Source organism: Sphingobium sp. GW456-12-10-14-TSB1, from assembly GCF_059424385.1.
Map to the genome: position 1 here is coordinate 1 of NZ_JBWKZI010000003.1, position 26,502 is coordinate 26,502.

General features: G+C 64.8%; 26 protein-coding genes. 19 read left to right on the forward strand and 7 right to left on the reverse strand.

What is annotated here, in order from left to right; all coding sequences use genetic code 11:
* The 3 genes from AC07X9_RS22430 to AC07X9_RS22440 all read left to right on the forward strand — a co-directional run.
* Positions 1 to 1,203: AAA family ATPase (locus tag AC07X9_RS22430; protein WP_454888442.1), on the forward strand; the 1,203-nt coding region annotated here is incomplete at its 5' end.
* Between the two features lie 47 nt (positions 1,204 to 1,250).
* Complete coding sequence (locus AC07X9_RS22435) at positions 1,251 to 2,264, forward strand: ParB/RepB/Spo0J family partition protein (protein WP_017183652.1); 1,014 nt, start codon at positions 1,251 to 1,253, stop codon at positions 2,262 to 2,264.
* A 64-nt stretch (positions 2,265 to 2,328) separates the two neighbouring features.
* Positions 2,329 to 2,679, forward strand: coding sequence for a hypothetical protein (locus tag AC07X9_RS22440; RefSeq protein ID WP_017183653.1), 351 nt, complete (start codon positions 2,329 to 2,331; stop codon positions 2,677 to 2,679).
* 44 nt (positions 2,680 to 2,723) lie between these two features.
* On the opposite strand, the gene AC07X9_RS22445 is transcribed toward AC07X9_RS22440, so the two are convergent.
* The 3 genes from AC07X9_RS22445 to AC07X9_RS22455 all read right to left on the reverse strand — a co-directional run bounded on the left by AC07X9_RS22445 (position 2,724) and on the right by AC07X9_RS22455 (position 5,068).
* Positions 2,724 to 3,407: an RES family NAD+ phosphorylase gene (locus AC07X9_RS22445; protein WP_017183654.1), complete on the reverse strand. Its 684-nt coding sequence runs from the start codon at positions 3,405 to 3,407 to the stop codon at positions 2,724 to 2,726.
* Positions 3,407 to 3,805, reverse strand: a complete 399-nt coding sequence (locus AC07X9_RS22450) for an antitoxin Xre-like helix-turn-helix domain-containing protein (protein WP_017183655.1) — start codon at positions 3,803 to 3,805, stop codon at positions 3,407 to 3,409. Before AC07X9_RS22450 ends, AC07X9_RS22445 begins: the two co-directional genes overlap by 1 nt.
* Positions 3,806 to 3,901: 96 nt before the next feature.
* A complete protein-coding gene (locus AC07X9_RS22455; protein WP_017183656.1) occupies positions 3,902 to 5,068 on the reverse strand; it encodes a hypothetical protein in 1,167 nt (388 codons plus the stop codon).
* A 146-nt stretch (positions 5,069 to 5,214) separates the two neighbouring features.
* Between AC07X9_RS22455 and AC07X9_RS22460 the strand changes: the two genes are divergently transcribed.
* Entirely contained in the window at positions 5,215 to 6,453 is a 1,239-nt protein-coding gene (locus tag AC07X9_RS22460; RefSeq protein ID WP_086485382.1) for a site-specific integrase, read from the forward strand.
* Between the two features lie 314 nt (positions 6,454 to 6,767).
* Here the strand turns inward: AC07X9_RS22460 and AC07X9_RS22465 are convergent, their stop codons facing one another.
* From AC07X9_RS22465 to AC07X9_RS22475, 3 genes are read right to left on the reverse strand one after another with little or no spacing between them, the layout of a single operon-like run.
* On the reverse strand, positions 6,768 to 7,646 hold the full coding sequence (locus AC07X9_RS22465; RefSeq protein ID WP_086485381.1) for an AAA family ATPase: 879 nt from the start codon (positions 7,644 to 7,646) through the stop codon (positions 6,768 to 6,770).
* A complete protein-coding gene (locus tag AC07X9_RS22470; RefSeq protein WP_226018257.1) occupies positions 7,573 to 8,457 on the reverse strand; it encodes a TnsB C-terminal domain-containing protein in 885 nt (294 codons plus the stop codon). The genes AC07X9_RS22465 and AC07X9_RS22470 overlap by 74 nt, the downstream gene beginning before the upstream one ends.
* Positions 8,442 to 8,972, reverse strand: coding sequence for a helix-turn-helix domain-containing protein (locus AC07X9_RS22475; protein ID WP_226018256.1), 531 nt, complete (start codon positions 8,970 to 8,972; stop codon positions 8,442 to 8,444). Before AC07X9_RS22475 ends, AC07X9_RS22470 begins: the two co-directional genes overlap by 16 nt.
* 191 nt (positions 8,973 to 9,163) lie before the next feature.
* On the opposite strand from AC07X9_RS22475, the gene AC07X9_RS22480 reads away from it, so the two are divergent.
* Together AC07X9_RS22480 and AC07X9_RS22485 are read left to right on the forward strand one after the other, a co-directional pair.
* Complete coding sequence (locus AC07X9_RS22480) at positions 9,164 to 9,736, forward strand: recombinase family protein (RefSeq protein WP_021224432.1); 573 nt, start codon at positions 9,164 to 9,166, stop codon at positions 9,734 to 9,736.
* Between the two features lie 289 nt (positions 9,737 to 10,025).
* Positions 10,026 to 11,228 carry an aspartyl protease family protein gene (locus AC07X9_RS22485; protein ID WP_013039112.1) on the forward strand — a complete coding sequence of 401 codons (1,203 nt, stop codon included), beginning with the start codon at positions 10,026 to 10,028 and terminating at the stop codon, positions 11,226 to 11,228.
* On the opposite strand, the gene AC07X9_RS22490 is transcribed toward AC07X9_RS22485, so the two are convergent.
* A complete protein-coding gene (locus tag AC07X9_RS22490; RefSeq protein WP_004212867.1) occupies positions 11,222 to 11,638 on the reverse strand; it encodes a MerR family transcriptional regulator in 417 nt (138 codons plus the stop codon). The genes AC07X9_RS22485 and AC07X9_RS22490 overlap by 7 nt on opposite strands.
* Before the next feature lie 78 nt (positions 11,639 to 11,716).
* Between AC07X9_RS22490 and AC07X9_RS22495 the strand changes: the two genes are divergently transcribed.
* From AC07X9_RS22495 to AC07X9_RS22555, 13 genes are all read left to right on the forward strand, one after another.
* Entirely contained in the window at positions 11,717 to 12,343 is a 627-nt protein-coding gene (locus tag AC07X9_RS22495) for a cation efflux transmembrane domain-containing protein (RefSeq protein WP_004212870.1), read from the forward strand.
* Entirely contained in the window at positions 12,343 to 14,310 is a 1,968-nt protein-coding gene (locus tag AC07X9_RS22500; protein WP_009824024.1) for a cytochrome c/FTR1 family iron permease, read from the forward strand. Before AC07X9_RS22495 ends, AC07X9_RS22500 begins: the two co-directional genes overlap by 1 nt.
* 73 nt (positions 14,311 to 14,383) lie before the next feature.
* Positions 14,384 to 14,680 (forward strand): hypothetical protein, encoded by a 297-nt coding sequence (locus AC07X9_RS22505; RefSeq protein WP_007406840.1) that lies wholly within the window; start codon positions 14,384 to 14,386, stop codon positions 14,678 to 14,680.
* 60 nt (positions 14,681 to 14,740) lie between these two features.
* A complete protein-coding gene (locus tag AC07X9_RS22510; protein WP_086485380.1) occupies positions 14,741 to 16,018 on the forward strand; it encodes a TolC family protein in 1,278 nt (425 codons plus the stop codon).
* The gene (locus AC07X9_RS22515; RefSeq protein WP_004212877.1) at positions 16,018 to 17,196 is read left to right on the forward strand and encodes an efflux RND transporter periplasmic adaptor subunit; all 1,179 of its coding nucleotides are present in this window, start codon (positions 16,018 to 16,020) and stop codon (positions 17,194 to 17,196) included. The genes AC07X9_RS22510 and AC07X9_RS22515 overlap by 1 nt, the downstream gene beginning before the upstream one ends.
* A 3-nt stretch (positions 17,197 to 17,199) precedes the next feature.
* A complete protein-coding gene (locus AC07X9_RS22520) occupies positions 17,200 to 20,445 on the forward strand; it encodes an efflux RND transporter permease subunit (RefSeq protein WP_004212878.1) in 3,246 nt (1,081 codons plus the stop codon).
* A gap of 53 nt (positions 20,446 to 20,498) precedes the next feature.
* Positions 20,499 to 20,987: an SRPBCC domain-containing protein gene (locus AC07X9_RS22525; RefSeq protein ID WP_004212879.1), complete on the forward strand. Its 489-nt coding sequence runs from the start codon at positions 20,499 to 20,501 to the stop codon at positions 20,985 to 20,987.
* On the forward strand, positions 20,984 to 21,361 hold the full coding sequence (locus tag AC07X9_RS22530) for a hypothetical protein (protein ID WP_021238674.1): 378 nt from the start codon (positions 20,984 to 20,986) through the stop codon (positions 21,359 to 21,361). The genes AC07X9_RS22525 and AC07X9_RS22530 overlap by 4 nt, the downstream gene beginning before the upstream one ends.
* Positions 21,362 to 21,408: 47 nt before the next feature.
* On the forward strand, positions 21,409 to 21,822 hold the full coding sequence (locus AC07X9_RS22535; RefSeq protein ID WP_017183574.1) for a hypothetical protein: 414 nt from the start codon (positions 21,409 to 21,411) through the stop codon (positions 21,820 to 21,822).
* Between the two features lie 3 nt (positions 21,823 to 21,825).
* A complete protein-coding gene (locus AC07X9_RS22540) occupies positions 21,826 to 22,512 on the forward strand; it encodes a ZIP family metal transporter (RefSeq protein WP_004212882.1) in 687 nt (228 codons plus the stop codon).
* On the forward strand, positions 22,509 to 23,117 hold the full coding sequence (locus tag AC07X9_RS22545; RefSeq protein WP_004212885.1) for a cation efflux transmembrane domain-containing protein: 609 nt from the start codon (positions 22,509 to 22,511) through the stop codon (positions 23,115 to 23,117). Before AC07X9_RS22540 ends, AC07X9_RS22545 begins: the two co-directional genes overlap by 4 nt.
* Positions 23,114 to 25,615: a heavy metal translocating P-type ATPase gene (locus AC07X9_RS22550; protein WP_004212886.1), complete on the forward strand. Its 2,502-nt coding sequence runs from the start codon at positions 23,114 to 23,116 to the stop codon at positions 25,613 to 25,615. The genes AC07X9_RS22545 and AC07X9_RS22550 overlap by 4 nt, the downstream gene beginning before the upstream one ends.
* Positions 25,612 to 26,361 carry an HAD-IIB family hydrolase gene (locus AC07X9_RS22555; RefSeq protein WP_004212890.1) on the forward strand — a complete coding sequence of 250 codons (750 nt, stop codon included), beginning with the start codon at positions 25,612 to 25,614 and terminating at the stop codon, positions 26,359 to 26,361. Before AC07X9_RS22550 ends, AC07X9_RS22555 begins: the two co-directional genes overlap by 4 nt.
* Positions 26,362 to 26,502 lie beyond the last annotated feature (141 nt).

The following is a 26,502-nucleotide window of genomic DNA, read 5'->3' on the forward strand; positions in this document are numbered from 1 at the left end:
TTGGCTGCATCACTCGATATTGAGGGCACGCAGGATCTGCTGTCCGTCTCAACGCTTGCACAACGGACCAGCTCTGTTCTCGAGCGGCTCCGCGACTCTGCGCGTAGCGCCCGGGCGGACGAACGGCGCGAGCCCACCTTCCCGATCGGTAAAGCGGCCGAACTGGTCGGCCGGACCGCGGCGGCCATTCGCGAGGCCGAGAAGGACGGCCGCTTGCCGCCGCCTCCGCGAACCGAAAATAATCGGCGCGTCGGTTATACCCTGGCGCAGCTCAACGACATGCGGGGATTGTTCGGCACCCGGCCCTGGCGGGCTGCCACCGACCCCTGTTGCGTCATCGCGGTGCAGAACTTCAAGGGCGGGGTCGGGAAATCGACCCTATCGGTGCACTTGGCTCAATATCTCGCGATCAAGGGCTATCGGGTGGCTCTCATAGATTGCGACAGCCAGGCGTCGGCAACGACGCTCTTCGGCTATGTTCCCGACCTCGACCTGACCGAGGAGGACACGCTCTATCCGTTCCTGCGGCACGACGACATGGAGTCGCTCGACTATGCCTTGCGCAAGACCCACTTCGACGGTCTGGAGCTTGTCCCGGCCAATCTGCGGCTCTTCCAGTCGGAATATGAAATCGCGGCGCGCATGGCGCGGGGGCAGGGGAACCTGATCGACCGCATGGCGCAAGGCATTGCGAGCATTGCCGATCGGTTCGATGTCGTCGTTCTCGATCCGCCGCCTGCGCTCGGTGCGATCTCGCTTTCGGTGCTGCGTGCGGCCAATGCACTGGTCGTGCCAGTGCCGCCGACGGTGATGGACTTCTCGTCGACTGCAGCCTTCCTCGCCATGCTCGACGAGACCATCGAGACCCTGGCTGATCGCGGCTTGGCCCCGTCGCTGCAGTTTCTGCGCTTCGTGGCCTCCAAGGTCGACGAGAACAAGTCGATGCAGAAGGAATTGCTGAACCTGATGCGGACCCTTTTCGGCCACGCGATCGTGCGCACACCGCTCAAGGATTCGGCGGAAATCGACAATGCGACGGCGCGGCTGATGACGGTCTATGAGCTTGACGGACCTGTCACCAGTTCGGCGGTGCGCAACCGCTGCCTCGCCTATCTCGACGGCGTGAACAGTGAAATCGAGGTCGACATCCGGTCGATGTGGCCCAGCCATCTGGCGCGCTTGCGCAAGGAGGGCCTCGCCTGATGCGAGCAAAATTGCACCGGTGCAATTCCGGGTAGAAGGGGTGGATGATGAGCAAGAAAAACGCCAACTTCGCGGCTGATCTGGTCGCCGGAATCGACCCAGGGGCGCAAGCCCCAGCGGCGCGGCGCCCTGGCATCGGTGCGAGCGTCCTGGCGGGTCGAGAAAGCCGGCTCGCCGAATTGGCGACGGGCAGTGTCGTCTCACGCACCCATGAACTCGTTGATCCGGCACGTTGCCGGATGTGGGTCGGCCACAACCGCGAATATGCGCTGCTTAACGAGGAGCGGTGCGCCGATCTCATCGAAAGCATCAAGGCGCAGGGAAAACAGGAAATGCCTGCCATCGTCCGGCGGGTGAAGGACGATCCTGCTGTCGATTTCGAGGTGATCTGCGGCGCGCGCAGGCATTGGACGATCAGCTGGCTTCGTGCCCATAACTATCCGGATTTCCGCTTCCTCGTCGATATCCGTAGCCTTACCGACGAGGAGGCGTTCCGGCTTGCGGACCTGGAAAACCGGGCGCGCGATGATCTTACTGACCTGGAACGGGCGCGCGACTATTTGCGCGCCCTCGACGCCTATTACGAGGGGCGCCAGAAGGTCATGGCCGAGCGAATCAATGTGACGGAAAGCTGGCTTAGCCGTTATCTCGACCTTGCTCGGCTGCCGGCGGAACTGATGGCGGCCTTCGCCCTCCCGCAGGATCTGAGGATCAAGCATGTCACGGCGATCAAACCGCTTCTGAAACCGGAGGACCGGCGTCAGCGTGTATTTACTGAGGCGACGCGGCTCGCGGAGGCGCAGGCCAATCGCGGGATGCCGATGCCGGTTCCTGAGGTCATCCGCGCGCTCGCTCTGGCCGCCGATCCCCCCAAGAGGTCAGGTTCCCCCAAGAAGTCAGGAAAGCCGGAAACGATCGTGTCCGAAGGGGGAAAACCGCTGCTGAAAGTGGAGGCGGTGGATCGCAAGGGTCTCAAGCTAATCCTGCTTCCGCATGCCGGTGGTACGCGGGCTGAAGCGGAGGCCGCGTTGAAAGCCCTGCTCGATCAGCATTGGAGCTAGGACAATCTTCAGCGGTTCTGAGATGTGAGAGTTTTGTCTTCACATGTTAAATATGGACTGCCCAATGACTGCGGCCTTCCAGGATGACATTCGCGAGAATGAGATCATCGCGCCCCGTCGTCTGGCGGAGCGCCTGCGCTTCTCCATGGCGCATTTGGCTCGCGTTGCTCGCCTGGATCGTAAGGCCATGACTCTGTATCCCTCCGCCCCGACCGTGCAGATTAAACTGGAGGAAATAGCCCGAGTTATAACGCGAGCGGCAGAACTTGCAGGCGAAGAAGGCAAGGCGGTTATCTGGTTCAAGCATCAACCCCTTTCTGGAGTTGGGAAAACGGCTGCGGAATTGGTTGCGAATGGCGATATCGATATCGTCATGGAAGATCTCGATCGTATGGCTGCCGGGGTCTATTCCTGACAGGCGTCACTCGATGCCGAAAGGCTAGCTTGTCCGCAGGACCTTTAGGTGAATGTCTTCTTCTCGTAGACGGTGACAATCGCCCGGCCATCCCAAACGTAGCACAGGTGCCGCTCCTGTCGGCAGTTTGCGAGTAGGCGAGGGCGGAACACCGCGGCGCACTCGCCGTCGGTGTCGCGCACGCTTTGGTATACGATGCCATCCGAACCTTGCTCACGCAGGTGTCGGCCAAGCGCCTGACCGGCGGCATAGCTGTCCGGGGCATAGAGGGCAGGGCGTTCATCCCGCAGGCCGCGAATATCGTGGAGCATGGCGTCCAAGTCGACCGCGTAGACGCGCATGTCGAGTTCCTGCGCCGGTTCGTGGGTGTACGCCATGAAGCGGGTTCGGTGATGGCTCGTCTCGGCAACCGCAGTCTCGATGGTGTTGGCAGCATAGAACAACCCGAAACTGCCGTCACAGAATCGGCTGCCATCTGGATTGAGGTGGGTGAAGGCTGCCATGATTGCCGATGTCCCGGGTCCCGATACGCGGTCCTCCGATGGGACGAGCGCGAGGTCCCCGACCTCGTCGCGAAGCCGGTCGTTGGTCATCGCCTCGATCGCATAGACCGCTTCTAAATCGGCCGGATCCGCTACGTCTTCAAACAGCGATATGGGCGGGAACCGGCTTGCGACGATCCGATAGCACGGTTGCCACCGCACTTGCGTCGTCGCAATAGCATCCATCAGCCGCGCTGCGCGTCGATATATTGGCGCACCACGTAGAGATCGGCGACATTGCCCGAGGCCATCCGCTCGATCGCCGGGCGTCCGGCGAACAGCGGCGCCTCATTGGGTTTGCGTACCCATTCGTTGGCGGTACGGGGCAGGAGCATCTTCAGCCCCTTGTAGATCCCCATGACATAGGAGATGCGCTCCAGCGCATCCTTGGGAATCGCCGCGACGGCGCCGCGCTTCCAGGTCTGGAAGGTCGAGCGGCTTTCGAGCCCGAGAAGCTTCATCTGCTCGGCTTCCTTAAGGCCCCAGGCGTCGGCAATGCGGAAAAAGGTGCGCAGCGCCGGACCGCTCAGATCCTTGCGGCTAGGCGCTTTGGCGGGGACGCCGGAATGGGCAGCTGTGGCCATTGGCCATCTCCTTCTTTCTCTGTCTATGTATGATATCTGTACATAACGTCAAGAGGAGATCAGTTTTCATACACGCCTAATGCGCGCGAGGCCGCGTCAGGGATGGCCAGAACTGCCGGCGAGCAACCGGTCGATCTCGCCCATCGCCGCGTCGAACTCGGCGAGGGCCGGATGGGGGAGCGCGAGAGCGTGGTCCAGGGGTGCCGACAACCGATCCCTTCGCGGAGCTTCGGCGACCAGCAGAACCTTGCCCTTGATGCTCGCGCGCCGCGCGAGGCCCGCTGTGACTAGCGCGTCGCCGATCGCATAGGTGCCGCGCCGGCTGATCCCGAACGCCGAGGTCATCTGATCGAGCCCGAGCGGCGCAAAACCAGCGAGCAGGATCCACACCTGCGGTGCCCGCGCGCTCGAGCGCAGGTGCCCCAGCTGCTCGCGCATCAGCGCCGCGCGCCGTCGCGCTTTCGCGACCAGCTCTGCAAGCCGGGTAGCGCTGGCGTGGAGAGTTCGCGCTGAGACAATGGCGCGTTCGCCAGGCCAGAGCTGCGGCTGAAGCGTTTCGGCGGTCACCGCGCCGGGGCAGGGGAGGGCAAGCTGCCACGCGCCGCACGCGGTCAGCAGCCGCCCCAGCGAGGCATCGACCGCCCAGAGCGGTGTGCGCGGGGCGGCCTGCTCGATCGCCACCGCGCGGTTCCCAAGCGAACGGATGTGCACGGTGCGCTCCAGCAGCGCGAACAGCGGATCGGCGCGCAGCAGCGCGTACAGGTGGCCCAGACCCGCGAAGGGCAGGGGAATCTCGTCATCCGCGCCGGCCTGTTTCACCAGCGTGAGCGCTCTGCCGATCGCCTCCTCCGCCAGCGCATCTTCGGCTTGCATCGGGCGGTCGGCCCCGAAGCGAGCGGCCAGAGCGATGGTCTGCGCGGCGTCGGCAAGCGGTTCCCACGGATGATGGCTGAGTTCGCCCAGCAGGGCGCGGACCACGGCATAGGCGGAGCAGGCGGTGAGGGGCGTCTCTTGGGGGGCGCGATCGAGCCCGGCGAACCAGGCGTTGAACCGGTGTTCGGCGTCAGCAAATCCCGCCTGCGCCAAGGCCGAGAGGAGCACCTCGCGCAGCAGCCCTACGCAGAACAGCCGCTTTTCGGTATCGGTGAGGCCGGTGAGGAGCCCGTCGAGGCGGCCGAGCGCGAGCGCGCATTCCGCCTGCGCCTGGCCAAGCGCCTCGGGCGGAGCGTCGGTGTCGGCGGCGAGGGGATGGAAGCGCTCCATGCCGAATGTGTAGTGAATGCCAAAACACTGCACAACTGCTCGGAGGGTCCGTAAATGAACATGTGATAATTGCAGTTATCACATAAGCAGATTTGACCGTTCTTTATAAGGTGGGCTACAAGCGCGGCTGAGGAGCGAGGCGCGTCGTGAGCACCGAAACCGCCCGGGAAGGGCCAGAAATCCCCGTAGCGCCGCCTGAGGCTGTCCTGCCGGCCGTCAGGGCGCCGGCCGACCTTGCGTGGACGATCGTGCAGATGCGCGCCGGCGAGCGCATCACCGTCAACGAGGGCCTGATCGCCGCCTATCAGGCCGCTTCATCGCCCCACAGCATCCGTGCGCTCAAGTCCGACGTCGAGGCGTTCGATGCGTGGTGTCGGCGCAACAACCGGATTGCACTGCCGGCCACGCCCGAGATCGTCGCCGACTATCTCGACGCGCGGGCAGGGCAGGGGGCCAAGCCCGCCTCGCTTGGCCGCTACAAGGCGTCGATCGCCAAGATCCATCAGCTGCTTGATCTCAAGGATCCCACCCAGGCTGATCTCGTGAAGCTGCGGCTACGCGCGATCCGGCGCGAGAAGGGCACCGCGCAGGCTCAGGCGCGTCCCTTGCGCTTCAAGGGGCCAGTGCGAGACGTGGAGCGCGACAGTCCTCGCGGACTGAATGTGCGAGCTTTGCTGGAGGCGTGCGCGGGCGATCTGCCAGGCTTGCGGGACCGAGCCCTGTTGTCGGTGGCCTATGACACGGGGCTCCGTGCATCGGAGCTCGTCGCAATCAGCATCAATGACATTCTCGAGGCGCTTGATCCCGAAGCGCGCCTCCTCGCCATCGCGCGAAGCAAAGGCGATCAGGAGGGCGAGGGAGCCACAGCCTATTTGTCGCCCCGCTCTGTGCGGGCTGTCGCGGCGTGGAGAGAGGCCGCTGGGATCGACGCGGGGCCGTTGTTCCGGCGGGTGCAGGTACGGCGCTACAAAGCGCGGGCGGCTGTGAAGGGTCGTTCGATCGACAGCATCTCGGGCCGGGAGACCTGGGATCTGCGCAAGACGGTGTCCAAGCCCGCTGTGAAGGCGCGGGTCGAGTATGACATCGGCGCCGTGGCGCTGCACCCGGGCTCGATCGGACCAATCTTTCGGTCGATCATCGGCCGCGCGTTCGACCGTGGCGCGCTGCCCGATTTGACGGCGGACGATCTGGCGCGGTTGCTGAAGGGGATCAGTGCGCACTCGACGCGGATCGGGCTCAATCAGGACCTGTTCGCCAGCGGGGAGGATTTGGCCGGCATCATGGACGCGCTGCGGTGGAAGTCGCCGCGGATGCCGCTCGCTTATAATCGCAATCTCGCGGCAGAGCAGGGGGCGGCGGGGCGCCTTATGGCGAAGATTGGCTAGTCATGACGGCCTAAATAGGTCTTTGGATGATGCCGTGCGACCACACGACGGCGGCAGGTAGATCGAGGGATTTGCGCAGCGGCAAGAACCGGAGAAGGGAGGCTGAGCCCCCGGGGTCTTGAGCTACAACGTTAAGCCTAAGAAACGGGCAGGGGCCTGGTAGCGCGTAGTGTATGAGCGAAGCCACCATCGCTCAAACTCATCAGCACAGTCCAATTTCGAAGAGGAAACAAGAAAGTGGTTCCGGAAACGGTATGGATCTTATCCTGTGTAAACGCTCGCGCTAAATGGCGGCGTTCTGATCGCGCTATTTGTCAGTTGCCGGGTCCGATGACGAGGCAATCGCGCGCGGCCTGAACGATGTCAGCGGTGACCTCCTCGACGCGGTTGAGGGTCATGATCCGCCGCATCTGCGCGAACAGGCGCTCCATGAGCCGGAAGTTGCCGCACGTGATGCGGATCACGGCTGCCTGCGCTTCGATCGCGTCGAGTTGGGCCGGGTCGAAGCTGATCCCGAAATCGCCGGCGTGGGTCGCGAGCAGCAGCCGCATTTCGGTCTCGGTAAGCGGTTTGAACTCGTGGACGAAGCCGATCCGCGAGTAGAGCTGGGCATAGCGGGCGAGGCGCTTCTCCAAGCCCGGCATACCCATCAGGATCAGCCCGAAGCCGTGGCGATCGGCCATGTCGCGGAGATGTTCGAGCGACTTTATGGTCAGGCGGTCGGCCTCGTCGACGATGACGAGGGGGCAGGCGATGCGGGCGGCGTCATGGGTGATTTCGTCCTGCGAGCCGCCCGCGACCGTCAGCCGGGCATAGCCCAGCTTAATGAGGTTGAGGCCCAACACCGCGTCGATCGTCTTGGGCGTGTTGCTGACCGACACGGTGTAGAAGACGGCGCGGCAGCGAGCGACCTTTTCGCCAAGGAGCGCGGCAATGGGACGGAGCGCGGCATATTCCCCCAGGTCGGGGAAGCTGGAAAACTCGCGCGCCGATCGCGTCTTTCCGACGCCCGGCCGGCCATGACACACGCCGATATAGCGGTAGTGCGCGCAGGCTTCGGCAAACTCGACGAACCGGGCATGTTCGCGGGTCGCCAGGAACGGCTGCTCGACCAGGAACTCAATCGTCAGCGGCGTAGAGCCGGAGCCCTCGGTAGGTGGTGGGCCGGGAAGCCGTATCCTCTTGGTCGCCATCGAAGGTCTCCGTGGGGGCAGGCACCTGCTTGTCGCGCTCCTTCGCGCCGCGCCGGGCGCGCTGGATCGCGCGCAACGACGGGTGCCCAGCGTGCTCGGAGCTGAGCGCACGGCAGACGAACCGGCCCTGGTGGTAGACGTGGATCTCGGTCAGGTCGCGGGGGTCATAGACCGCCTCGACCTGCTCGCCGACGAAGGCCGCGAGCGTGGGTTCGACATAGCGCCTGCCCATCAGACGGATGCCGTCGCGCAGCACTTTACGGGGCTTGGGCACGTGCACGAGCAGCATGTCGAGCTGTTCAAGGCTGTCGGGCATTGCGGGCAGGAACCCGCCCTTCTGCCAGCGCGTGATCGGCGGTTCGCCGGTGCTGCCATGCGGGCGACGATGATAGACGCCGCACACGAACGCCTCGAAGCGGGCGCGCAGCTCGTCGAGCGTTAGCACTGGCGCCGACAGCGGCTTGCCCGCGATCAGGTGGCCGGGCAGGTCGGGCAGGAACATGTCGTTGATGGTGCGGAACAGCCGCTCGATCTTGCCGCGCCCGCGAGGACGCCCCGGCAGCGAATGGATGAGGCGGATTTTGAGGGCGATGCACGCCTGCTCGATATGCTCGGAGATGAAATCCGAGCCGTTGTCGACGTAAAGCTGTTCGGGAATGCCGCTGACGATCCATTCGGGATTGGGCTTGCGCCAGATCGCCTGCCGCAAGGCGAGCGCCGTGTTGAGGGCACTGGGGGCATCGAGGCTGAGGAAGTAACCGGCGATGGCTCGGCTGTGATCGTCAACGATGACGGTCAGCCAAGGACGCACCGGGTTCCGGCATCATCGAGCACGAGAATGTCGAGAACGGTATGATCGGCCTGCCACATCTCGTTCGAGGTCGCGGCTTCGCGCCGATGCACTAGCTCGTGCTGGTCGCGGTAGACGGCCGGATCGGAGGCTGCGGCGATCTGGCTTGCCGGTATCGCCCTGACGACACGCGCGACGGCCGCATAGCTGGGGGTTCGGTGTCCATGCGCGATGGCGAGTTCCTGCACCTTTCGGTGAATGGCGGCGACCGGGGGTCGCGGGCGCTTGGTGGCGAGAGTGCGGGTCAGTTCGACCAGATGTTCCGGCAGGTGCAGCCTGCCCCGATCGTTGCGCGGCAGACGCGCGAGACCGGCAAGTCCTTCGGCACGGTAGCGCCCGAGCCAGCGCTGCAACGTCCGCTCGCTCAGCGTGCCGGTGCGGGCGAGGTCCGCGAGCGGGATGCCATCGGCGAGGTGCGGTTCAAGGACGCGGTAGCGCTCGATCGCCAGCGGCGGGACAAGCGCCGGATGCGTCACCGCCGACGGTCCGTGTCGCAGGTAAGGAAAACGGAGATTTGCCTGCCCATCGCCATGCGAGTCCGCTCGCGTTGCCAAACCGGCCTGTTCGACGTAAATCTACCCGGTAAAGAAAACTAGGGCAACATAGACCTGCCGATGACGACTTTCTTCCCAAACCGCGCCCGATCGGGGCGCCACCGGCCCTACGCATGAAAATCGGTTACGCCCGCGTATCGACCGCCGAGCAGAACCTGGACCTCCAGCGTGATGCGCTGAAGGCTGCCGGCTGCGAGAAGGTCATCACCGACAAGGCCTCCGGGGCGACTGCCGCTCGCCCTGGATTGGAAAAGGTGAAGGAGCTGCTTCGCGCCGGCGACACACTGGTGGTCTGGCGCCTCGACAGGCTCGGCCGCTCGCTCCGTGATCTGATCGGATGGATGACCTACCTCGACGAGGAAAAGGTCGGGCTGCTGAGCCTGCACGAGGCGATCGACACGACCACCACGTCGGGCAAGCTTACCTTCCACCTGTTCGGGGCATTGGCGGAGTTCGAGCGCAACCTGATCCGCGAGCGGACCCAGGCCGGTCTCACCGCAGCCCGCGCTCGCGGCAAGAAGGGTGGCCGGCCGGCCGCACTCGGCAAGGAAAAGCGCGACCTGCCCGTCAGGCTCTACCACGAGAACACGATGCCGATCGCCAAGATTTGCTCGATGCTCGGCATCTCCAAGCCAAAACTCTACGCCTATGTGCGATCGGCCGAGACCAAGCCGGTAGCCGCGTAGCGACGCTCGCCGACAAATAGCGCGATCAGAATGCCGCCACTTAGCGCGAGCGTTTACACCGTTCGCGGTCCCGATCGGCCCAGCGTCCCCCGGAACCGTTCGTTATCGGGAAGGCATCTAAGCGGTCTGCACCATCCTTCATCTAAAGTTCTCCAAGCGCTTCTGAGGATTTTCGGGCGCACCAAAAGCACTTGCTCCTCCAGTGGCTGGAGCATGTAACCGCAATTTGCTCTCCTGCGGACGGGGGGCTGGAGGTGGCTTTTTGACGGCCCGTGTTGAAGCAATCGGTATGTCTCGACGCTCATTAGTGGCGCGGCTGGTGGCCTGTGGAACCGGCTTGGTGCTCGGTTCTCCAACGCTCGCGCGACAGACTTCCCGGTCTGCGGGCTCGTGGAACTTCGGTGCGGCTCACCTCGAATGGGAGCCGCTGGAAGTCGGCACGGGTGATACCCTCCTTGTTTCGGCACAAGTGCGCGGAGTGCCGGTGCGGGCGGTGCTCGACAGTGGCAGCGGCGCGTCGATCATGAGCACGGCGCTCGCGGCGAAGCTCGGCTTGAACGATGGTGAGCGGCGCATGATTAGCGGGCTGAGCGCCAAGGCCCCGGTGCTGCTGGTCCGCGACATCGACGTACAGCTCGCCCGCGAAACCCGTCGCTTACCCTTTGCCGTCGTTGGTGATCTGAGTTCAGTGTCGGCGGCCTTCGGACGACCGATCGATATCCTCCTCGGTGCCGATATGTTCACGGGTAGCTGCATCGCGCTCGATTTCGCGAAAAGGCGTATGGCGGTCGTCAAGTCAGGCACGTTTCTCGCCGGTCCCGACTGGCGCGCTGTCGCGCTCGGGCGCGGTGCCAAGCAGGAGCTGTTCATTCGAGCTTCCGTCTCGGGTTTGCCTCCCGTGCCCTTGATGATCGATCTTGGCAGCTCGGCCGCGCTGATGCTCTCGTCGGCCTATGCCCGCGATCAAGGGCTGTTGAACGGGAAGCTCGTCTCGACCGCGGCGATCGGCGGCGTCGATGGTGTGCGTATCAACGATGCTTTCACGATCCAGAACATCAACATCGAAGGGCTTGGCGTCTCGAACGTCCCCACACTCGGGATGAGAGCTTGGCTCTCCACCAGCACGGTTGGCAATGTCGGCCTACCGCTGATCGCTCAATTCGACGTGGTGTTCGACGTGACCGCCGGATTCGTGTGGCTCCGGCCACTCGGTCCTCGTCGTCGCCTGCCGATGCTGAAGGACCGTAGCGGCCTTGGCCTCGCAGCCTCACCAACGGCGCTCACCGTTGTTCATGTGGCGGCGAACAGTCCCGCGGAAAAGGCTGGCTGGGCGGTCGGCGACCGGATCGTGGCGGTGAACGGCCATTCGATCGATGCGAACTATACGCGTGGGGAGCTCTGGCAAGTGCGCTCCCGGCCTGCTGGCACCCTCGTAAAGCTGACGATGGCCTCGGGTGATGTGCGCGAGCTCAGGCTGGCCGATTATTATTGATCGGCTTGAGGGTGGCCTTTGCCGATCGCCTTCATGATCCGACAATCGGCCATGCGCGCCTTGGTGCAGCTCTGGCTGAGCATTGCCAACTCATCCCGCAACACCGCGAGTTGCGCCAGTCTCTCCTCCACATCCTTGAGGTGCTGAGCAGCGATAGCTGAGGCGGCACCACAATCCTGGTCCGGGTTCTGCGCCAGCCCCATCAACGAACGGATCTCGTCGACGGAGAAGCCAAGCCGGCGACCGTTGCGGATGAAGTGCAAACGCTCAATGTCACTGGCATCGTAGGTTCTGCGACCCGACGCCGTGCGAGGGGCGGATCGGAGCAACCCGATCGACTCATAAAAGCGGATCGTCGTCACCTTCGTCGAGGTCTCGCTGGCGAGCTGCCCAATCATCACCGGCTTCATCATGCCATCCTTGCTTATGCGAACGTGTCGCACATTTCGCTTGCTTCTACAGCGACTGGAGGTGGTAAGGAAGGCCGCATGAATGCTTCTACCGAAAGCTGCGGGTGCCACGGGGAGCCCGCGCGCGCGCAAACCGATCCGGCCTATCGCCGTGCGCTGCTGACCGTCGTGGTGCTCAACCTCGGCTTCGGAGTCGCCGAGCTGTTCGGCGGGTTCATCGCCGATAGCCAAGCGCTGAAAGCGGATTCCCTCGATTTTCTCGGGGACGGGTCGATCAGCCTTATCGGTCTTCTCGCGCTTGCCTGGTCCGCACGGGCGAGGGCAAAGGTCGCGCTGACGCAGGGGTTGTTTCTCGGTGCGCTTGGCGTGGGCGTAATCGGTTTCGCGATTTGGCGCGCCCTGAACGCAACCGCGCCCGATGCCGAACTGATGGGCACAATCGGCGTTGTCGCGCTCGCGATCAATGTCGTGTCCGCCTTGGTGCTTGCGCGTTTCCGGGAAGGGGACGCCAATGTTCGCGCGATCTGGCTGTTCAGCCGCAACGACGCGCTCGCCAACGTGGCGGTGATCGCCGCGGCCGGTCTGGTGGCGTGGACAGGAAGCGCCTGGCCGGACCTCGCCGTCGCCGGCCTCATCGCCCTCCTGTTCCTCCACTCCGCTTATGAAATCGTCACTGGCGCTCGGCGCGAATTGGGAGAGCGGTAGTGCGTCTGCTCGCGTTGATCCGGGCAATGCTCTCGTTGCGGCTGCTCTCCGCGCTCGCGGCGCTGCTGATCCCTGCTGCGGCAATCGCCGAACCCGGCGACGTGCAAACCGCATGGCGGCTGCTCGACTATATGGCCGTCGATTATGGCGGCGCGGTCGCCAACGGTCGGATCAAGAGCACGTCGGAATATGCCGAGATGACGGAGTTCGCCGCGTCGGTCTCGACACGGTTTCAGGGCCTGCCGGCGAAGCCGGAGCGTCAAGCCCTCATCCAGCGGGCTGCCAACCTCCAGGCGGTGATCGCGGAAAAGGGACCGACTGAACAGGTGGCAACATTGGCGCACGGGCTCGCGGCCGATCTGTTGCGCGCCTACCCGGTGCCGCTCGCGCCCGATAAGGCTCCGAACCTCGTCTCCAGCGATGCCCTGTTCCGACAATCCTGCGCGTCCTGCCACGGGATGACGGGCAACGGCCGTGGCCCTGACGCCGCCAAGCTCGCTACGCCCCCGATTGCTTTCACCGATGCCGAGCGCGCGCGCCAGCGCAGCGTGTTCGCGCTCTATCAGGTGGTGACGCAAGGCATCGACGGGACCGCGATGCAGAGCTTCGCCGATCTGCCCAACGATCAGCGCTGGGCGTTAGCATTCCGAGCCGGGAGCTTCGCCTTCACGGATGCGCAGGCGCGCGAAGGCGAGCGGCTTTGGAAATCCGACCCGACCCTTCGCCGGCGCATTCCGGACCTGAAAACCCTGGTCGCGCTCACCCCGGCCGCGCTCGGCGCGGCGATCGGCGACGCCAAGGCTGACCCAGTGCTCGCGTTCCTGCGTCGTCATCCCGAACAGGTGATACAACAGGCTCCCGGCTCGCTCGCGGTCGCCCGCGCCAAACTCGCCGAAAGCGTGGCGGCTGCGCGGCGCGGCGATGCGCGCATGGCGAAAGAGCTGGCGCTGTCGGCCTATCTCGATGGGTTCGAGCCGATCGAGCCAACACTCACCGCGCGCGACGCGACGCTGATGGGTCGAATCGAGGGCGCGATGGGGGAGTTCCGCGCCTCGATCGACCGGGGCGCGTCGCCCGATGATCTCGCGGAGAAGGTCGCAGTACTGGGCGGCCTTTTCGACGATGCGGAAGCGGCGCTCGCGCCTGATGCCGCCACCGAAGCGTCCACGTTCCTGGGCGCGTTCACGATCCTGCTGCGTGAAGGGCTCGAAGCCCTGCTCATCGTTGTCGCCATGATCGCGTTCCTGCGTAAAGCCGAGCGCGGCGAGGCGCTGCGGTACGTGCATGGCGGCTGGGTCAGCGCGATCATCGCGGGCGGGATCACCTGGGCGGTCGCCACCTATGCGATCGGGATCAGCGGTGCGAGCCGGGAGCTGACGGAAGGGTTTGGCTCGCTGTTCGCCGCGGTCGTGCTGCTCTCGGTCGGGATTTGGATGCACGGCAAGGCGCAGGCCGATCAGTGGCAGCGCTATATTCGCGAGAAGATGTCGCGGGCGCTCTCGGGCGGGTCGGGCTGGTTCCTGTTCGGGCTGGCGTTCGTCGTAGTTTATCGCGAGGTCTTCGAGACGATCCTGTTCTATGCCGCGCTTTCGGCGCAAGGTGACAACGGGATGCTTCTCGCGGGGGCCGGGTCGGCGATTGGACTGCTCAGCCTGATCGCTTGGGCCATGCTTCGCTACAGTCGCAAGCTGCCGATCGCGCAGTTCTTCCGCTATAGCTCCTGGCTCATGGCGGTCCTGACCGTCGTGCTGGCGGGTAAAGGCGTCGCCGCGCTCCAGGAAGCCGGCCTTATCAACATCGCACCGCTCGCGGACGTGCCACGGCTGTCGATGCTCGGCGTGTTTCCCACTTGGCAATCGGTGCTGGCGCAACTCCTGATGGCGGTCGCCATTGCGGTCGGGTTCGCCTGGAACGGGCGCGACCGATCCCGCTCGGGTTCCGGCTCAGTGACCCTTGGTTCGAATTAGTGCAATGACATGAAAACCCTTCCGTGATAGAGGCAAGCTAGTGCGAGCCTTTTTGCCTTTCCTGACATGCCTGATGCTGGTCCTGACCAGCTTCTCCGGCATGGCCCATGCCGCCGATCTGGCGGGGGGAAGCATCGCGGGCGTTGAGTTCACGGTCCATACCGCCGGTGACATCGATCAGGTGCCATCGGACTCGGACAAGAATGTCCCGCATCATCACAATTATTGTCACGGACACGACGTCGGCGCGCCTGCGCGCACGACGATGGAATATACCCCCGTCCTCACAGTGCCCAAGCCGACAATCTCCGCCTCTGCGTCGCTCGACGGCCGCACCGGCATGGTCCATTTGAGGCCCCCCCAAGCCTGACGTCCGATTTGGGCGTGCGTTGGCGCGCCCCTGTCGATCATCGTCAGGAGTCCTATTTTCATGAATCGTATCCTCGCGGCCATGCTGGCCGCAGCGTCTTGCGCCACGATGGCGCAGGCGCAGGTCGGACCGTCCGCGCCTGTTGCGCAGGATGCGCCGGTCTACACGCTTGACCAAGCGGTCAGTGCAGCGGGCGGTTCGGCCCCTGCTGCGGAAGCGGCGTCAGCTGGAATCGACGCGGCCCGTGCAGGTCGCACAGTCGCCGGCTTGCGGCCCAATCCGGTGGTTCAAGGCCAAGTCGAGAATGTCATCGGCTCCGGGCCGTATCGGGGGGTCCGCAGCGCGGAAACCACGGTCGGCTTTGCGATCCCGATCGAGCTAGGCGGCAAGCGCGGCGCCCGCGTCGCGGTCGCCAATGCGCAATTGTCCCGGGCCGAGATCCAGGCCGCGATCATCGCGGCGGATGTCCGGCTTCAGGTAACGCAGCTCTATGTCGAAGCGGTCGCGGCCGATCGCCGGGTAATGACAGCCCGCGATCAGGCCCGGATCGCCAGCGATGCGCTGCGGGCCGCGAGCGTTCGCGTGCAGGCAGGGCGGGCATCGCCACTCGAGCAACAGCGCGCGGATGTCGCGCGTATCAATGCCGACGCCAATGTGGAGCGGCAGCTTCGCTTGGCCGAGGCGGCCCGCGCCAATCTGGCGCGTCGGATCGGACGGCCGATCGACGGCCTGCTCGATGACACGCTGCTCGATCGCCTTCCCGGTGTGAACGTCTATGGGCCGTTGGCACCGGTCAACACGACCGGCACACTCGCGCTGGCGGCAGCCAACGCGGATTTCTCCATTGCCGAAGCCGGCGTGCGGCTCGCGCGCGCCAATCGCGTGCCTGACCTGAACGTCGGGCCGTCGATCCGCCGCCTGGAAGCGACCAACGACATGGCGGCGGTGTTCAGCGTGTCGATCCCGATCCCGGTGTTCAACAATGGTCGCGCCGCGATTGCGCAGGCGACCGCGCAGCGGACCCAGGCGGATGCGCAGCGCCGCGTGACCGCGCTCGACATCGAACAGGCGATCACGGACGCGCAGGCGCAGGCGGCCAATGCCGCAACGACGGCTCGTGCGGCGTCGGGGCCGGCGCTGGCGGCTGCACAGGAGGCCGCCCGCATCGCGCGGATCGGCTATCGCGAGGGCAAGTTCGGCCAGCTCGAATTGCTCGATGCTGAACGCACGCTCGCCGAAACGCGGGTCGCCGCGATCGACGCGCTTGCCAATTACCAGAATGCCCGCGCGCAAGTGGAGCGACTGACCGCTCGTGCGCCCAATGGGGGGAATCAGTGATGAAGAGCTTTTATCTCGCGGGCGCGGCGTCGCTCGCCCTGCTCTTGGCTGCCTGCGGCGGCAAGGATGGCGGAAACGAGGCAACTGCCGAAGGCGCAGCTGCCAATGAGACGGCAGCGGGCACGGAAAAGGGCGGTGCTGAAGGCGGTCATGCCGGTGAAGGCGTCGTCACATTGGGTGCCGACCAGATCGCCACAGCGGGCGTCCAGGTCGGACGGCCGATCATCGGCGGGGCCGGGACGATCGAGCTGCCCGCGATCATCGAGGGCGACCCACAGGGAACGCAGGTCGTCTCGGCCGCAATTGCGGGACGCGTGGTCGCGCTCACCCGTAACCTCGGCCAATCGGTCGGACGCGGCCAGACCATTGCGGTCATCGAAAGCCGCGAGGCGGCGCAGATCAAGGGCGAGGTCGAGGCGGCGCGGGCGCGGCTTCAGCTCGCTAATTCGAACCTCGCGCGCGAACAGCGGCTGTTCGCGCAGAGAGTCTCCCCTGAACAGGATCTGATCGCCGCCCGCACAGCGGCGACGGAGGCGCGGATCGCCCTGACGCAGGCGCAGAGCATGGTTTCGGCGGCGGGTGTCGGCGGCGGCGGGCTCAACCGGCTCGGCATTGCCGCGCCGATCTCGGGCCAGATCATTGCGCGCCCCGTGACGCTGGGACAAACGGTCGCGGCGGATGCCGAACTCTATCGCATCGCCAACCTGAGCCAGGTGTCGATCGCGCTTAATCTCAAGCCCGAGGATGCGGGCCGGGTGCGTCCCGGCAATACGGTGCTGGTGAAGGCGGCAGGCCGTCAGGCGACCGCCCGCGTGACCTTCGTGTCGCCGGCGCTTGATCCGCAGACGCGGCTCGTGCCTGCGCTCGCCACCCTCGACAATCGCGGTGGCGAATGGCGGGTCGGCGAGCCTGTGACGGCAGCCGTGCAGCTCACGGGCAGCGGCGGGAGCGGGGCGGTCCGCGTGCCGACGACGGCGGTCCAGAGTTTCGAGGGCAAGTCGGTCGTGTTCGTGCGCACGCCCACCGGCTTCAAGGCGACCCCGGTCCAGCTCGGCGATGCGTCGGGCGACACGGTGATCGTCCGGTCGGGCCTGACCGGCAACGAACAGATCGCCACCACCGGAAGTTTCACGCTCAAGGCCGAGATCGGCAAGGGCGAAGCGAGCCACGAGGATTAAGCCATGATCGCCCGTATCGTAACCTGGGCGGTCGAGAAGCGCTGGCTAGTCCTGCTCCTCACCGTCATCGTCGCCGCCATCGGCGCCTTTTCCCTCTACCGGCTACCGATCGACGCGGTGCCGGACATCACCAACAATCAGGTCCAGATCAACGTCCGCGCGCCTGCCCTCTCGCCCGAGCTGGTCGAGAAGCAGGTGTCGTTTCCAATCGAAACCGCGCTCGCCGGCACCCCCGGCCTGGAATATACGCGCTCGTTGAGCCGCAACGGCTTCGCGCAGATCACGGCGGTCTTTTCGGACGCGACGGACATCTATTTCGCCCGCCAGCAGGTGGGCGAGCGTCTGCGGGGCGTGCAAGAGAATCTGCCCGACGGCGTGAACCCTGAAATGGGTCCGATCGCGACAGGCCTGGGCGAGGTGTACATGTACACCGTTCGTCTCGATCATCGCGAGGACGACAAGCACAAGCCCGGTGAACCGGGCCAACAGCCCGATGGCAGCTACATCACGCCAGAGGGCGAGCGACTGACGACCGAAGAGGACAAGGCGACCTACCTGCGCACCGCGCAGGACTGGATCGTGACGCCGCTTCTGAAGACCACACCGGGCCTCGCCGGTGTCGACTCGATTGGCGGTTACGCCAAGCAGTTCCTCGTCGTGCCCGACGTGCAGAAGCTGGCCTCGCTCGGCATCACGCTGACGGACCTGGGAAATGCGCTGGAGCGCAATAACACCAGCGTCGGCGGTGGCTTCGTCAATCGCAATGGCGAAGGTCTGGCTGTTCGCTCGGATGCGCTCGTTCGCAATGCCAGCGAGTTGGCCAGGACCGTGATCGCGACACGTAACGGCGTGCCGATCACGGTCGAACAAGTTGCGACTGTGAAGACGGGTCAGGCGATCCGCATGGGTTCGGCATCGGAGAACGGTACCGAAGTCGTCGTCGGCACGGCGATCATGCGGATCGGCGAGAACAGCCGCATCGTGTCGACCGCGGTCGCTGAGAAACTGAAGACGATCAACGCTTCGCTGCCTCCTGACGTCGTAATTCAGCCGGTGCTGAACCGCACCGAGCTGGTCAATTCGACGATCAAGACGGTCGCGAAAAACCTGTCCGAAGGCGCGGTGCTGGTCATCGTCGTGCTCTTCCTGCTGCTCGGCAACTTCCGTGCGGCCCTGATCGCGGCGTTGGTCATCCCGATCACCATGATGCTGACAGGCTTTGGTATGCTGCGCGCTGGGGTCTCGGCCAATCTGATGAGCCTTGGGGCTTTGGACTTCGGTCTGATCGTCGACGGCGCCGTCATCATTGTCGAAAACGCGCTGCGCCGGCTTGCCGAGCAACAGCATCATGAAGGCCGATTGCTCAGCGTCAAGGAACGGCTCGCGACCGTGGCAGCCGCTGCGCGTGAGATGATCCGTCCCTCTGTGTACGGGCAGGCAATCATCATCCTCGTCTACGTACCGCTGCTCACGCTGACCGGCGTGGAGGGTAAAACGTTCGGACCGATGGCGCTGACCGTCATCATCGCGCTCGCCTTCGCCTTCATCCTCTCTCTCACCTTCGTGCCGGCGATGATTGCGATCTGGCTGTCGAAGAAGGTCGAGGAGAAGGACGGCCGCATCATCACGTGGCTGAAGAAGCGCTACGAACCCGGTCTCGACCGGGCCATGAAGCGCCCGACGCTGACGATCGGTGCGGGTGTGGGAAGCCTTGTGGTGGCGGCGCTTGCTTTCACTACGCTCGGCTCGGTGTTCCTGCCGCAGCTCGACGAAGGCGATTTGCTGATCCAGTCGCTCCGCATTCCGGCAACGTCGGTCCAGCAGAGCCAGGCGATGCAGGTGCCGATCGAGCGGATGATGTCGAAGCAGCCGGAGGTGCAATTCGTCTATTCCAAGACGGGCACCGCCGAGCTGGCGGCCGACCCGATGCCGCCGAACGCGACCGACATGTTCGTCATCCTGAAGCCGCGCAAGGATTGGCCGGATCCTGAGCTTCCCAAGGAGGAGCTGGTCAGCCGGATCGAGGGTAATCTCGCGAAGATTCCGGGAAATGCCTACGAGATCACCCAGCCCATCCAGATGCGCTTCAACGAGCTGATCGCCGGCGTGCGCGGCGACATCGCGGTGAAGGTGTTCGGGGACGACTTCAACCAGATGAACCGGACGGCCGAGCAAATCGCGGCGGTGCTGCGCAGAACGCAAGGCGCAGCGGACGTGAAGGTGGAGCAGACGACCGGTCTTCCCATGCTCGACATTCGCGTCAACCGCGACGCGATGGCGCGGTTGGGCGTTACGGCTCAGGATGTGCAGGACACCGTGACTGCGACGATCGGCGGGCGAACATCGGGCCAGATCTTCGAGGGCGACCGTCGCTTCCCCGTGGTGATCCGCCTGTCGGAGGCGCAGCGTGCCGACATCGGCCTGCTCCAACAGGTGCAGGTGCCGGTGGCAGGCGGCGGCTATGTACCGCTGTCCAGCGTCGCCGAGATCAAGGTGGTCGATGGTCCGAACCAGATCAGCCGCGAGAACGGCAAGCGGCGCGTGGTGGTGCAAGCCAACGTGCGTGGCCGCGACGTCGGATCCGTCGTGGCGGATGCGCAGGCGGCGATCGGCAGCCAACTCCGGCTGCCTGCCGGCACCTATCTCGAATGGGGCGGCCAGTTCGAGAACCTCCAATCGGCAAGCGAACGGCTGAAGCTGGTCATTCCGGCTTGCTTCATCTTGATCCTGCTGCTCCTCTACGGGGCGTTGGGATCGGTCCGCGACGCCGCGATCGTGTTCACCGGCGTGCCTTTCGCGCTGGTGGGCGGCGTCCTGTTGCTGTTCCTGCGGGGCATGGACTTCTCGATCTCGGCGGCAGTGGGCTTCATCGCCCTCTCGGGCATCGCGGTCCTCAACGGCCTCGTCATGGTCAGCTCGATCCAAGATCTGATCCGATCAGGGATGAGCCGCGAGGAAGCCGCGCATGTTGGCGCGATGCAGCGTCTGCGACCCGTCATCATGACCGCGCTAGTCGCCAGCCTCGGCTTCGTGCCGATGGCGCTGGGCGAAGGCGCCGGCGCAGAGGTTCAAAAGCCTTTGGCGACGGTCGTCATCGGCGGTCTGATCTCGGCGACGCTTCTTACGCTGTTCGTGCTGCCGACACTCTATGCCCGGTTCGGGCAGAAAGTGATCGAGAAACCCGAGCACTACAATGAGGAGCATGAAGGGGACGACCACGGTCAGACCTTCGTGAACAACTTGGCCTGATGGATGGGCGGGGCGATCCGCGATCGCCCCGCCCATCTCTGGGAGATGGGGATATGCCTCGCACCATAACCAGCTCGATGCTTCACGGCGGGCCACTGCGCATCTGGTCGGCACTCACCGATCCGGATCATCGCCGGGCGTGGAGTCCGCTCGTATTTCTCGATGATCCGTCCCGGCTCGGCGACACAGAATGCACCTTTGCGATCCAGGGCATCACCCGGCCAATTCGGACGCCAGCACGGATTGATCGATTCGATAAACCGCACGCCTTCGCTTGGTCCTGCGGCATCCCCTATCTGTTCACGCTCGAAGAGCGGTACGAGCTGGCGGGGGACGATGGCGGCACCAGGCTAACGCATAGCTGCACGCTGCGCGGGGCGCTCTCCCTGCCGTTCGCGGCGATGATGTTGCGCCGCCTGCGATCCCTGATGGTCGAATCTGACGATCGCCTCGCAACCTATCTCCGCTGGCGGGTAGGTCAGCCTGCCCGGGCTATCAATCGTCAGCGCGTCCCCTTCCGCTACAGGAGGAAGGCGCGATGATGATGCACTGTAAGCGGGTGCTGCCCGCCGTCATCCTCGTTGTCGGGCTCGCGGCGTGCTCGGAAAGAAAGCCGCCAGCCCCGCCAACGGAGCAGCAGATCCATTCGTCCGACAGCGCCGTGACGACCGGGGAAATGGGGCGGCATAGATATCGCTGTTCCGACGGGGAACCGCTGTTCGTCGATTACAAGGACAACGGCCTGCAGATCGATTTGCGGCGCTCCAACGGGGGACCGCCGATGATGCTGACCGCGCCAGCGCAGGGCCTGCAATATGTCGGCGAAACAGCCACCGCGACCTTCAAGGGGTCGCAGCTCACCATCGTGGAAGGCGATGGCCGTACCCGGATCTGCGAGCAGGAAGGCACGCGATGAACTGCCCTGCCTTCGAACGCCACAGGGCGCTTCGTCGGAAGAGACCGATGTCTGACACGTCGATTTCAAATGTGACAACCTTGTGCGGCCTGAATCGGGCCGGTCTGGCGATCGCGCGCCTCGGCGTCGTTCTCGTCTCCGGGGCGGTTATAGGGGCGTGTAATCCAGCGCCGACCCAGCCTACCGAGCCGGCGCATGAAAAGCATCTGACGTCGAAACTAATCGCGCAGCGCATCATGTACTGCGACGACGGCACACGCGCCGATGTCGACTTCATCGATGAAGGCTTGAAAATGGCCGTCACCTGGCTGCCGAAGGGCAGGACCGAGATCCTGCGCGCGCAGCGAACCGGTGACGAGTTTCGCGGCGACCATTCGCGGGCTGTCGTGGCGGGCGGATCGATCGCGTTCACGCGACGCGGGAAGATCCGCGTCTGCCACCGAACCCCGGAGGAGTCCTAGGAAATGCAGGCACTGCTCTATACGCTTGCGCCTGTGCTGGCGGTCGTGCTCGGCGCGATTGTCGCGAGCCGCACCAAGTTGAAACCTGGCCTCGTGGCGGGCCTACAGCATCTCGCTGCCGGCGTCGTGTTCGCGGCGGCAGCGACCGAAATCCTGCCGCAGGTCAAGCATGAGGCATCGCCCAGCGCGACGTTGATCGGCGGGGCGGCGGGCGTCGCGACCATGCTGGGGCTCAAGGCTCTTGAGGCCCGCTTCAAGGGGCCGATGGCGCTACTCGCCGCGATCGGCATCGACATTCTGGTGGACGGCCTGGTGCTCGGCCTCGCTTTCGTGGCGGGCGAGAAGGCAGGTCTCCTGCTGACGATCGCGCTCACTCTGGAAGTGTTATTTCTGGGACTGACGCTGACCGACGAGCTGGCGGAAACCTATCGCTCGCGCTTGCGCATCATCGTGATCGTCTCGGCATTGGCCCTGCTGCTGCCGATCGGCGCGCTCGCTGCCGTGCCGGTCGCCGCGCTGTCGCCGGTGATGATCGCCGGCTTCCTCAGCTTCGGGCTGATGGCGCTGCTCTACCTCGTCACGGAGGAGTTGCTGGTCGAGGCGCACGAGAAACCCGACACCCCGCTCATCAGCTCGATGTTTTTCGTCGGCTTCCTGGCCCTGCTGACACTTGAGGAGATGATGGGATGATCCCGGGCAACGACAACAATGGCGGGCAGGAGCGCCGCACACTGTGGATCGTCCTGCTGCTGAACGCGGCGATCGCTGCGGGCTTCTTCGTTTCCGGCTTCTTCGCGGACTCGAGCGCGCTGATCGCCAACGGCGTCGACAACCTGTCCGATACGGCTGTGTATGCGCTGAGCCTTGTGGCGCTCACCCGGGGCCAGACATGGAAGACACGCGCCGCGGTCGCTTCGGGCGTCATGCTGCTGATCTTCGCGGGCGGCATCTTGATCGATGTCGGACGGCGCTACGTGCAGGGCAGCGAGCCCATCGGACCTACCATGATGGTCATGTCCGCGATCGCCGGCGTCGTGAATTACCTCTGCCTGCGGCTGCTCCAGCGCCTCAAGGATCCGGACGTCAATCTCCGGGCCGCAACCACCTTCAGCTTCAACGACTTCATTTCCAACGGCGGCATCCTGATCGCCGGCGTGCTGGTGCTGTGGTTGGGTACCAATTGGCCGGACCTGCTGGTCGGCTTCGCCACCGCCATCATCGCCATCAAGGGCGGTGTCGAAATCCTGCGCGACGCGCGCGCCGAAACCAAGAAAAGCGAAAGGAGGTCGTCATGAACGACAAGCTCGAACTCGACATTCCAGTGTTGTTGCCGGACCTTCCTGACGCGGCCGATGCCTGCCTGGACCGTCTCGTATCAACCCTGTCAAAGCGCGAAGGTGTCGAGCGGGCGCATGTGATCTGTCTCGACGGCAACACGCCAGCGGCGCTGTGCATCCATTTCGATGCCGCCAAGCTGCCGCTGCCACGGTTGCGCGAAATGGTGCGCGCCGCAGGTGCCGAAATCACCGAGCGCTACGGCCATGCGATCTGGCAGGTGACGGGGATCAACCACGAACGTCGGGCGCGCACGGTCAGCGATGCGCTGTGCGCCTTGCCCGGCGTGGTCCAGGCAAGCGCCAGCACCAGCGGGTCTGTCCGGGTCGAATATGATCGCCGCGAAACCACCGAAGAGGAGGTGCGCGCTGCGCTTCGCAAGCTGAAGGTGAGGGTGGGCAAGCGGGTCGCTGCCGATGAACATGCCGGCCACGACCACGGCCCCGGGGGCCACGGCGCGGGCGAAGAGAAGCACGGCCCCGGCGATGGCCACGACCATAGCCACGCCGAATTTCTCGGCCCCAATACCGAGCTGATCTTCGCGCTCGCCTGTGGCGCGCTGCTGGGGATCGGCTACGCGATCGAGAGGCTGGTCGCTGGCGCGCCCGAATGGCTGCCGACCGCCTGCTATATCGCAGCCTATTTCTTCGGCGGATTCTTCACGCTGCGCGAGGCGATCGACAACCTCCGGATGAAGAAGTTCGAGATCGACACGCTGATGTTGGTCGCTGCGGCCGGCGCCGCTGCGCTGGGCGCATGGGCCGAAGGTGCGCTGCTGCTGTTCCTGTTCAGCCTCGGCCATGCGCTTGAGCATTATGCAATGGGCCGCGCCAAGAAGGCGATCGAGGCGCTGGCGAAGCTCGCGCCCGAAACCGCGACCGTGCGACGCGGCGGGCAGACCAGCGAAATCCCGGTCGAGCAGATGGTCGTCGGGGACATTGCCATCGTCCGCCCGAACGAGCGCCTGCCTGCCGACGGCTTCGTCATCAAGGGCACCAGCGCGATCAACCAGGCCCCGGTCACGGGTGAAAGCATCCCGGTCGACAAGGTGCCGGTCGCAGATGCCGCAGCGGCACGCGCCAAGCCCGATGCAGTCGACGCGGAAAGCCGGGTTTTTGCTGGTACGATCAACGGCGGCGGCGCGATCGAGATCGAGGTGACACGCCGTTCCAATGAAAGCGCGCTTGCCAAGGTCGTGAAGATGGTGAGCGAAGCGGAGACGCAGAAGTCGCCGACGCAGCGCTTCACCGACCGGTTCGAACGGATCTTCGTGCCCGCCGTCCTGGTCCTGTCAGTGCTCCTGCTGTTCGCATGGGTGGTCGTCGACGAGCCGTTCCGCGACAGCTTCTATCGCGCGATGGCGGTGCTGGTGGCGGCAAGCCCGTGCGCGCTCGCGATCGCAACGCCGAGCGCGGTCCTGTCGGGCGTTGCCCGTGCAGCGCGGGGCGGCGTGCTCGTGAAGGGCGGTGCACCGCTCGAAAACCTCGGGTCGCTCAAAGCGATCGCTTTCGACAAGACGGGCACGCTGACCGAAGGTCGTCCGCGCATCACTGATGTCGTGCCCGTCGATGGCGCCGATGAAGGCGAGTTGCTGGCGCTGGCTGTCGCCGTCGAAGCGTTGAGCGACCATCCCCTGGCCCAAGCGATCGTCAAGGACGGCCGCGAACGTCTGAACGATCGTGCCGTGCCGACTGCCGGCGACCTCAAGAGCCTGACCGGTCGGGGCGTCACCGCGAGCGTGGATGGCGAGACGGTGTGGATCGGCAAGGCCGAGATGTTCGGAAGTGAGGGCATTCCGGCGCTGGGGCAGGGCGCGCAGGACGCAATCGCGAAGCTGCGCGAGAACGGCCGCACGACAATGGTGGTCCGCAAGGGGGACCGCGACCTGGGCGCGATCGGCCTGATGGACACGCCTCGCGAAGCTGCCAAGACCGCGTTGCGTCGGCTGCACGAGATGGGCGTGTCGCGGATGATAATGATCTCCGGCGATCACCAGAAAGTCGCCGAAGCGATCGCCGACGAAGTCGGGATCGACGAAGCGTGGGGCGACCTCATGCCCGAAGACAAGGTTGCCGCGATCAAGAAGCTCGCCGGCGAAGACAAGGTCGCGATGGTGGGCGACGGCGTGAACGATGCGCCGGCGATGGCAAGCGCCACGGTCGGCATCGCGATGGGCGCGGCGGGGTCGGACGTTGCGCTGGAGACAGCCGACGTGGCGCTGATGGCCGACGATCTGGCGCACCTGCCATTCGCAGTCGGTCTTAGCCGCCATACCCGTGGAATCATCCGGCAGAACGTCTTCGTCAGCCTGGGTGTCGTCGCCTTCCTGGTGCCTGCTACCATCCTCGGCCTCGGCATTGGGCCAGCGGTGGCGGTTCATGAGGGATCGACGCTGCTCGTCGTCATCAATGCGCTCAGGCTGCTCGCCTACCGCGATCCGGCAGGGAAGGCGGCATGAAGTGGCTGATCGCCTTCGACCTCGACGGCACGCTTGCCGAGAGCAAGCGGCCGTTATCGGAGGATATGGCCGCAATCCTCGCCCGATTGCTCGCCATCACGGATGTGGCGGTGATCTCGGGCGGGGACTGGCCGCAGTTCGAAAAGCAGATCGCCTCGCGCCTTCCTGCCGGCGTCGCGCTCGACCGTCTCTGGTTGATGCCGACCACAGGCACGAAACTCTATCGGTTCATCAATGGCGCTTGGCGCGCGGTCTATGCCGAACTGTTCGACGACGCGGAGAAGGCGAAGATCCGCACGGCCTTCGATCAGGCGCTGACCGATGCCGGTCTCGCCGACGAACGTATCTGGGGCGAACGGATCGAGGACCGGGGCAGCCAGATCACCTTTTCGGGCCTGGGGCAGGCAGCGCCGCTGAAGGAAAAGGAAGCGTGGGATCCTGACCGAAAGAAGAGGACCGCGTTGCAGGCCACGTTGCGCGCGAAGCTGCCGGAGCTCTCGATCAATCTCGGTGGCACGACATCGATCGACGTGACCAGAGCAGGGATCGACAAGGGCTATGGCCTGAAGCGCCTGAGTGCCGAGAGCGGTGTCCCGCTCGACGGGATGCTGTTCATTGGGGATGCGATATTCCCCGGTGGGAATGACTATCCCGCTGCTGAAATCGGCCTCGACACAGTGAGGGTGCGCGACGTCGCGGAAACCACCGCCGTCGTGACCGCCATCATCGCGTGTCTGCACCGATAGGATCAAGATACATGGTCGGCTCCATCGCGGAATGCCGCATTGTCAAAGCTCTGGCTTCTGTCGCTTAGGGCAGCGCTTCCTAAAACGAAAAGAAGGCAATGTGCGCGTCTCCGCGAACAAAGCCTCCAGCGATCAATCTAA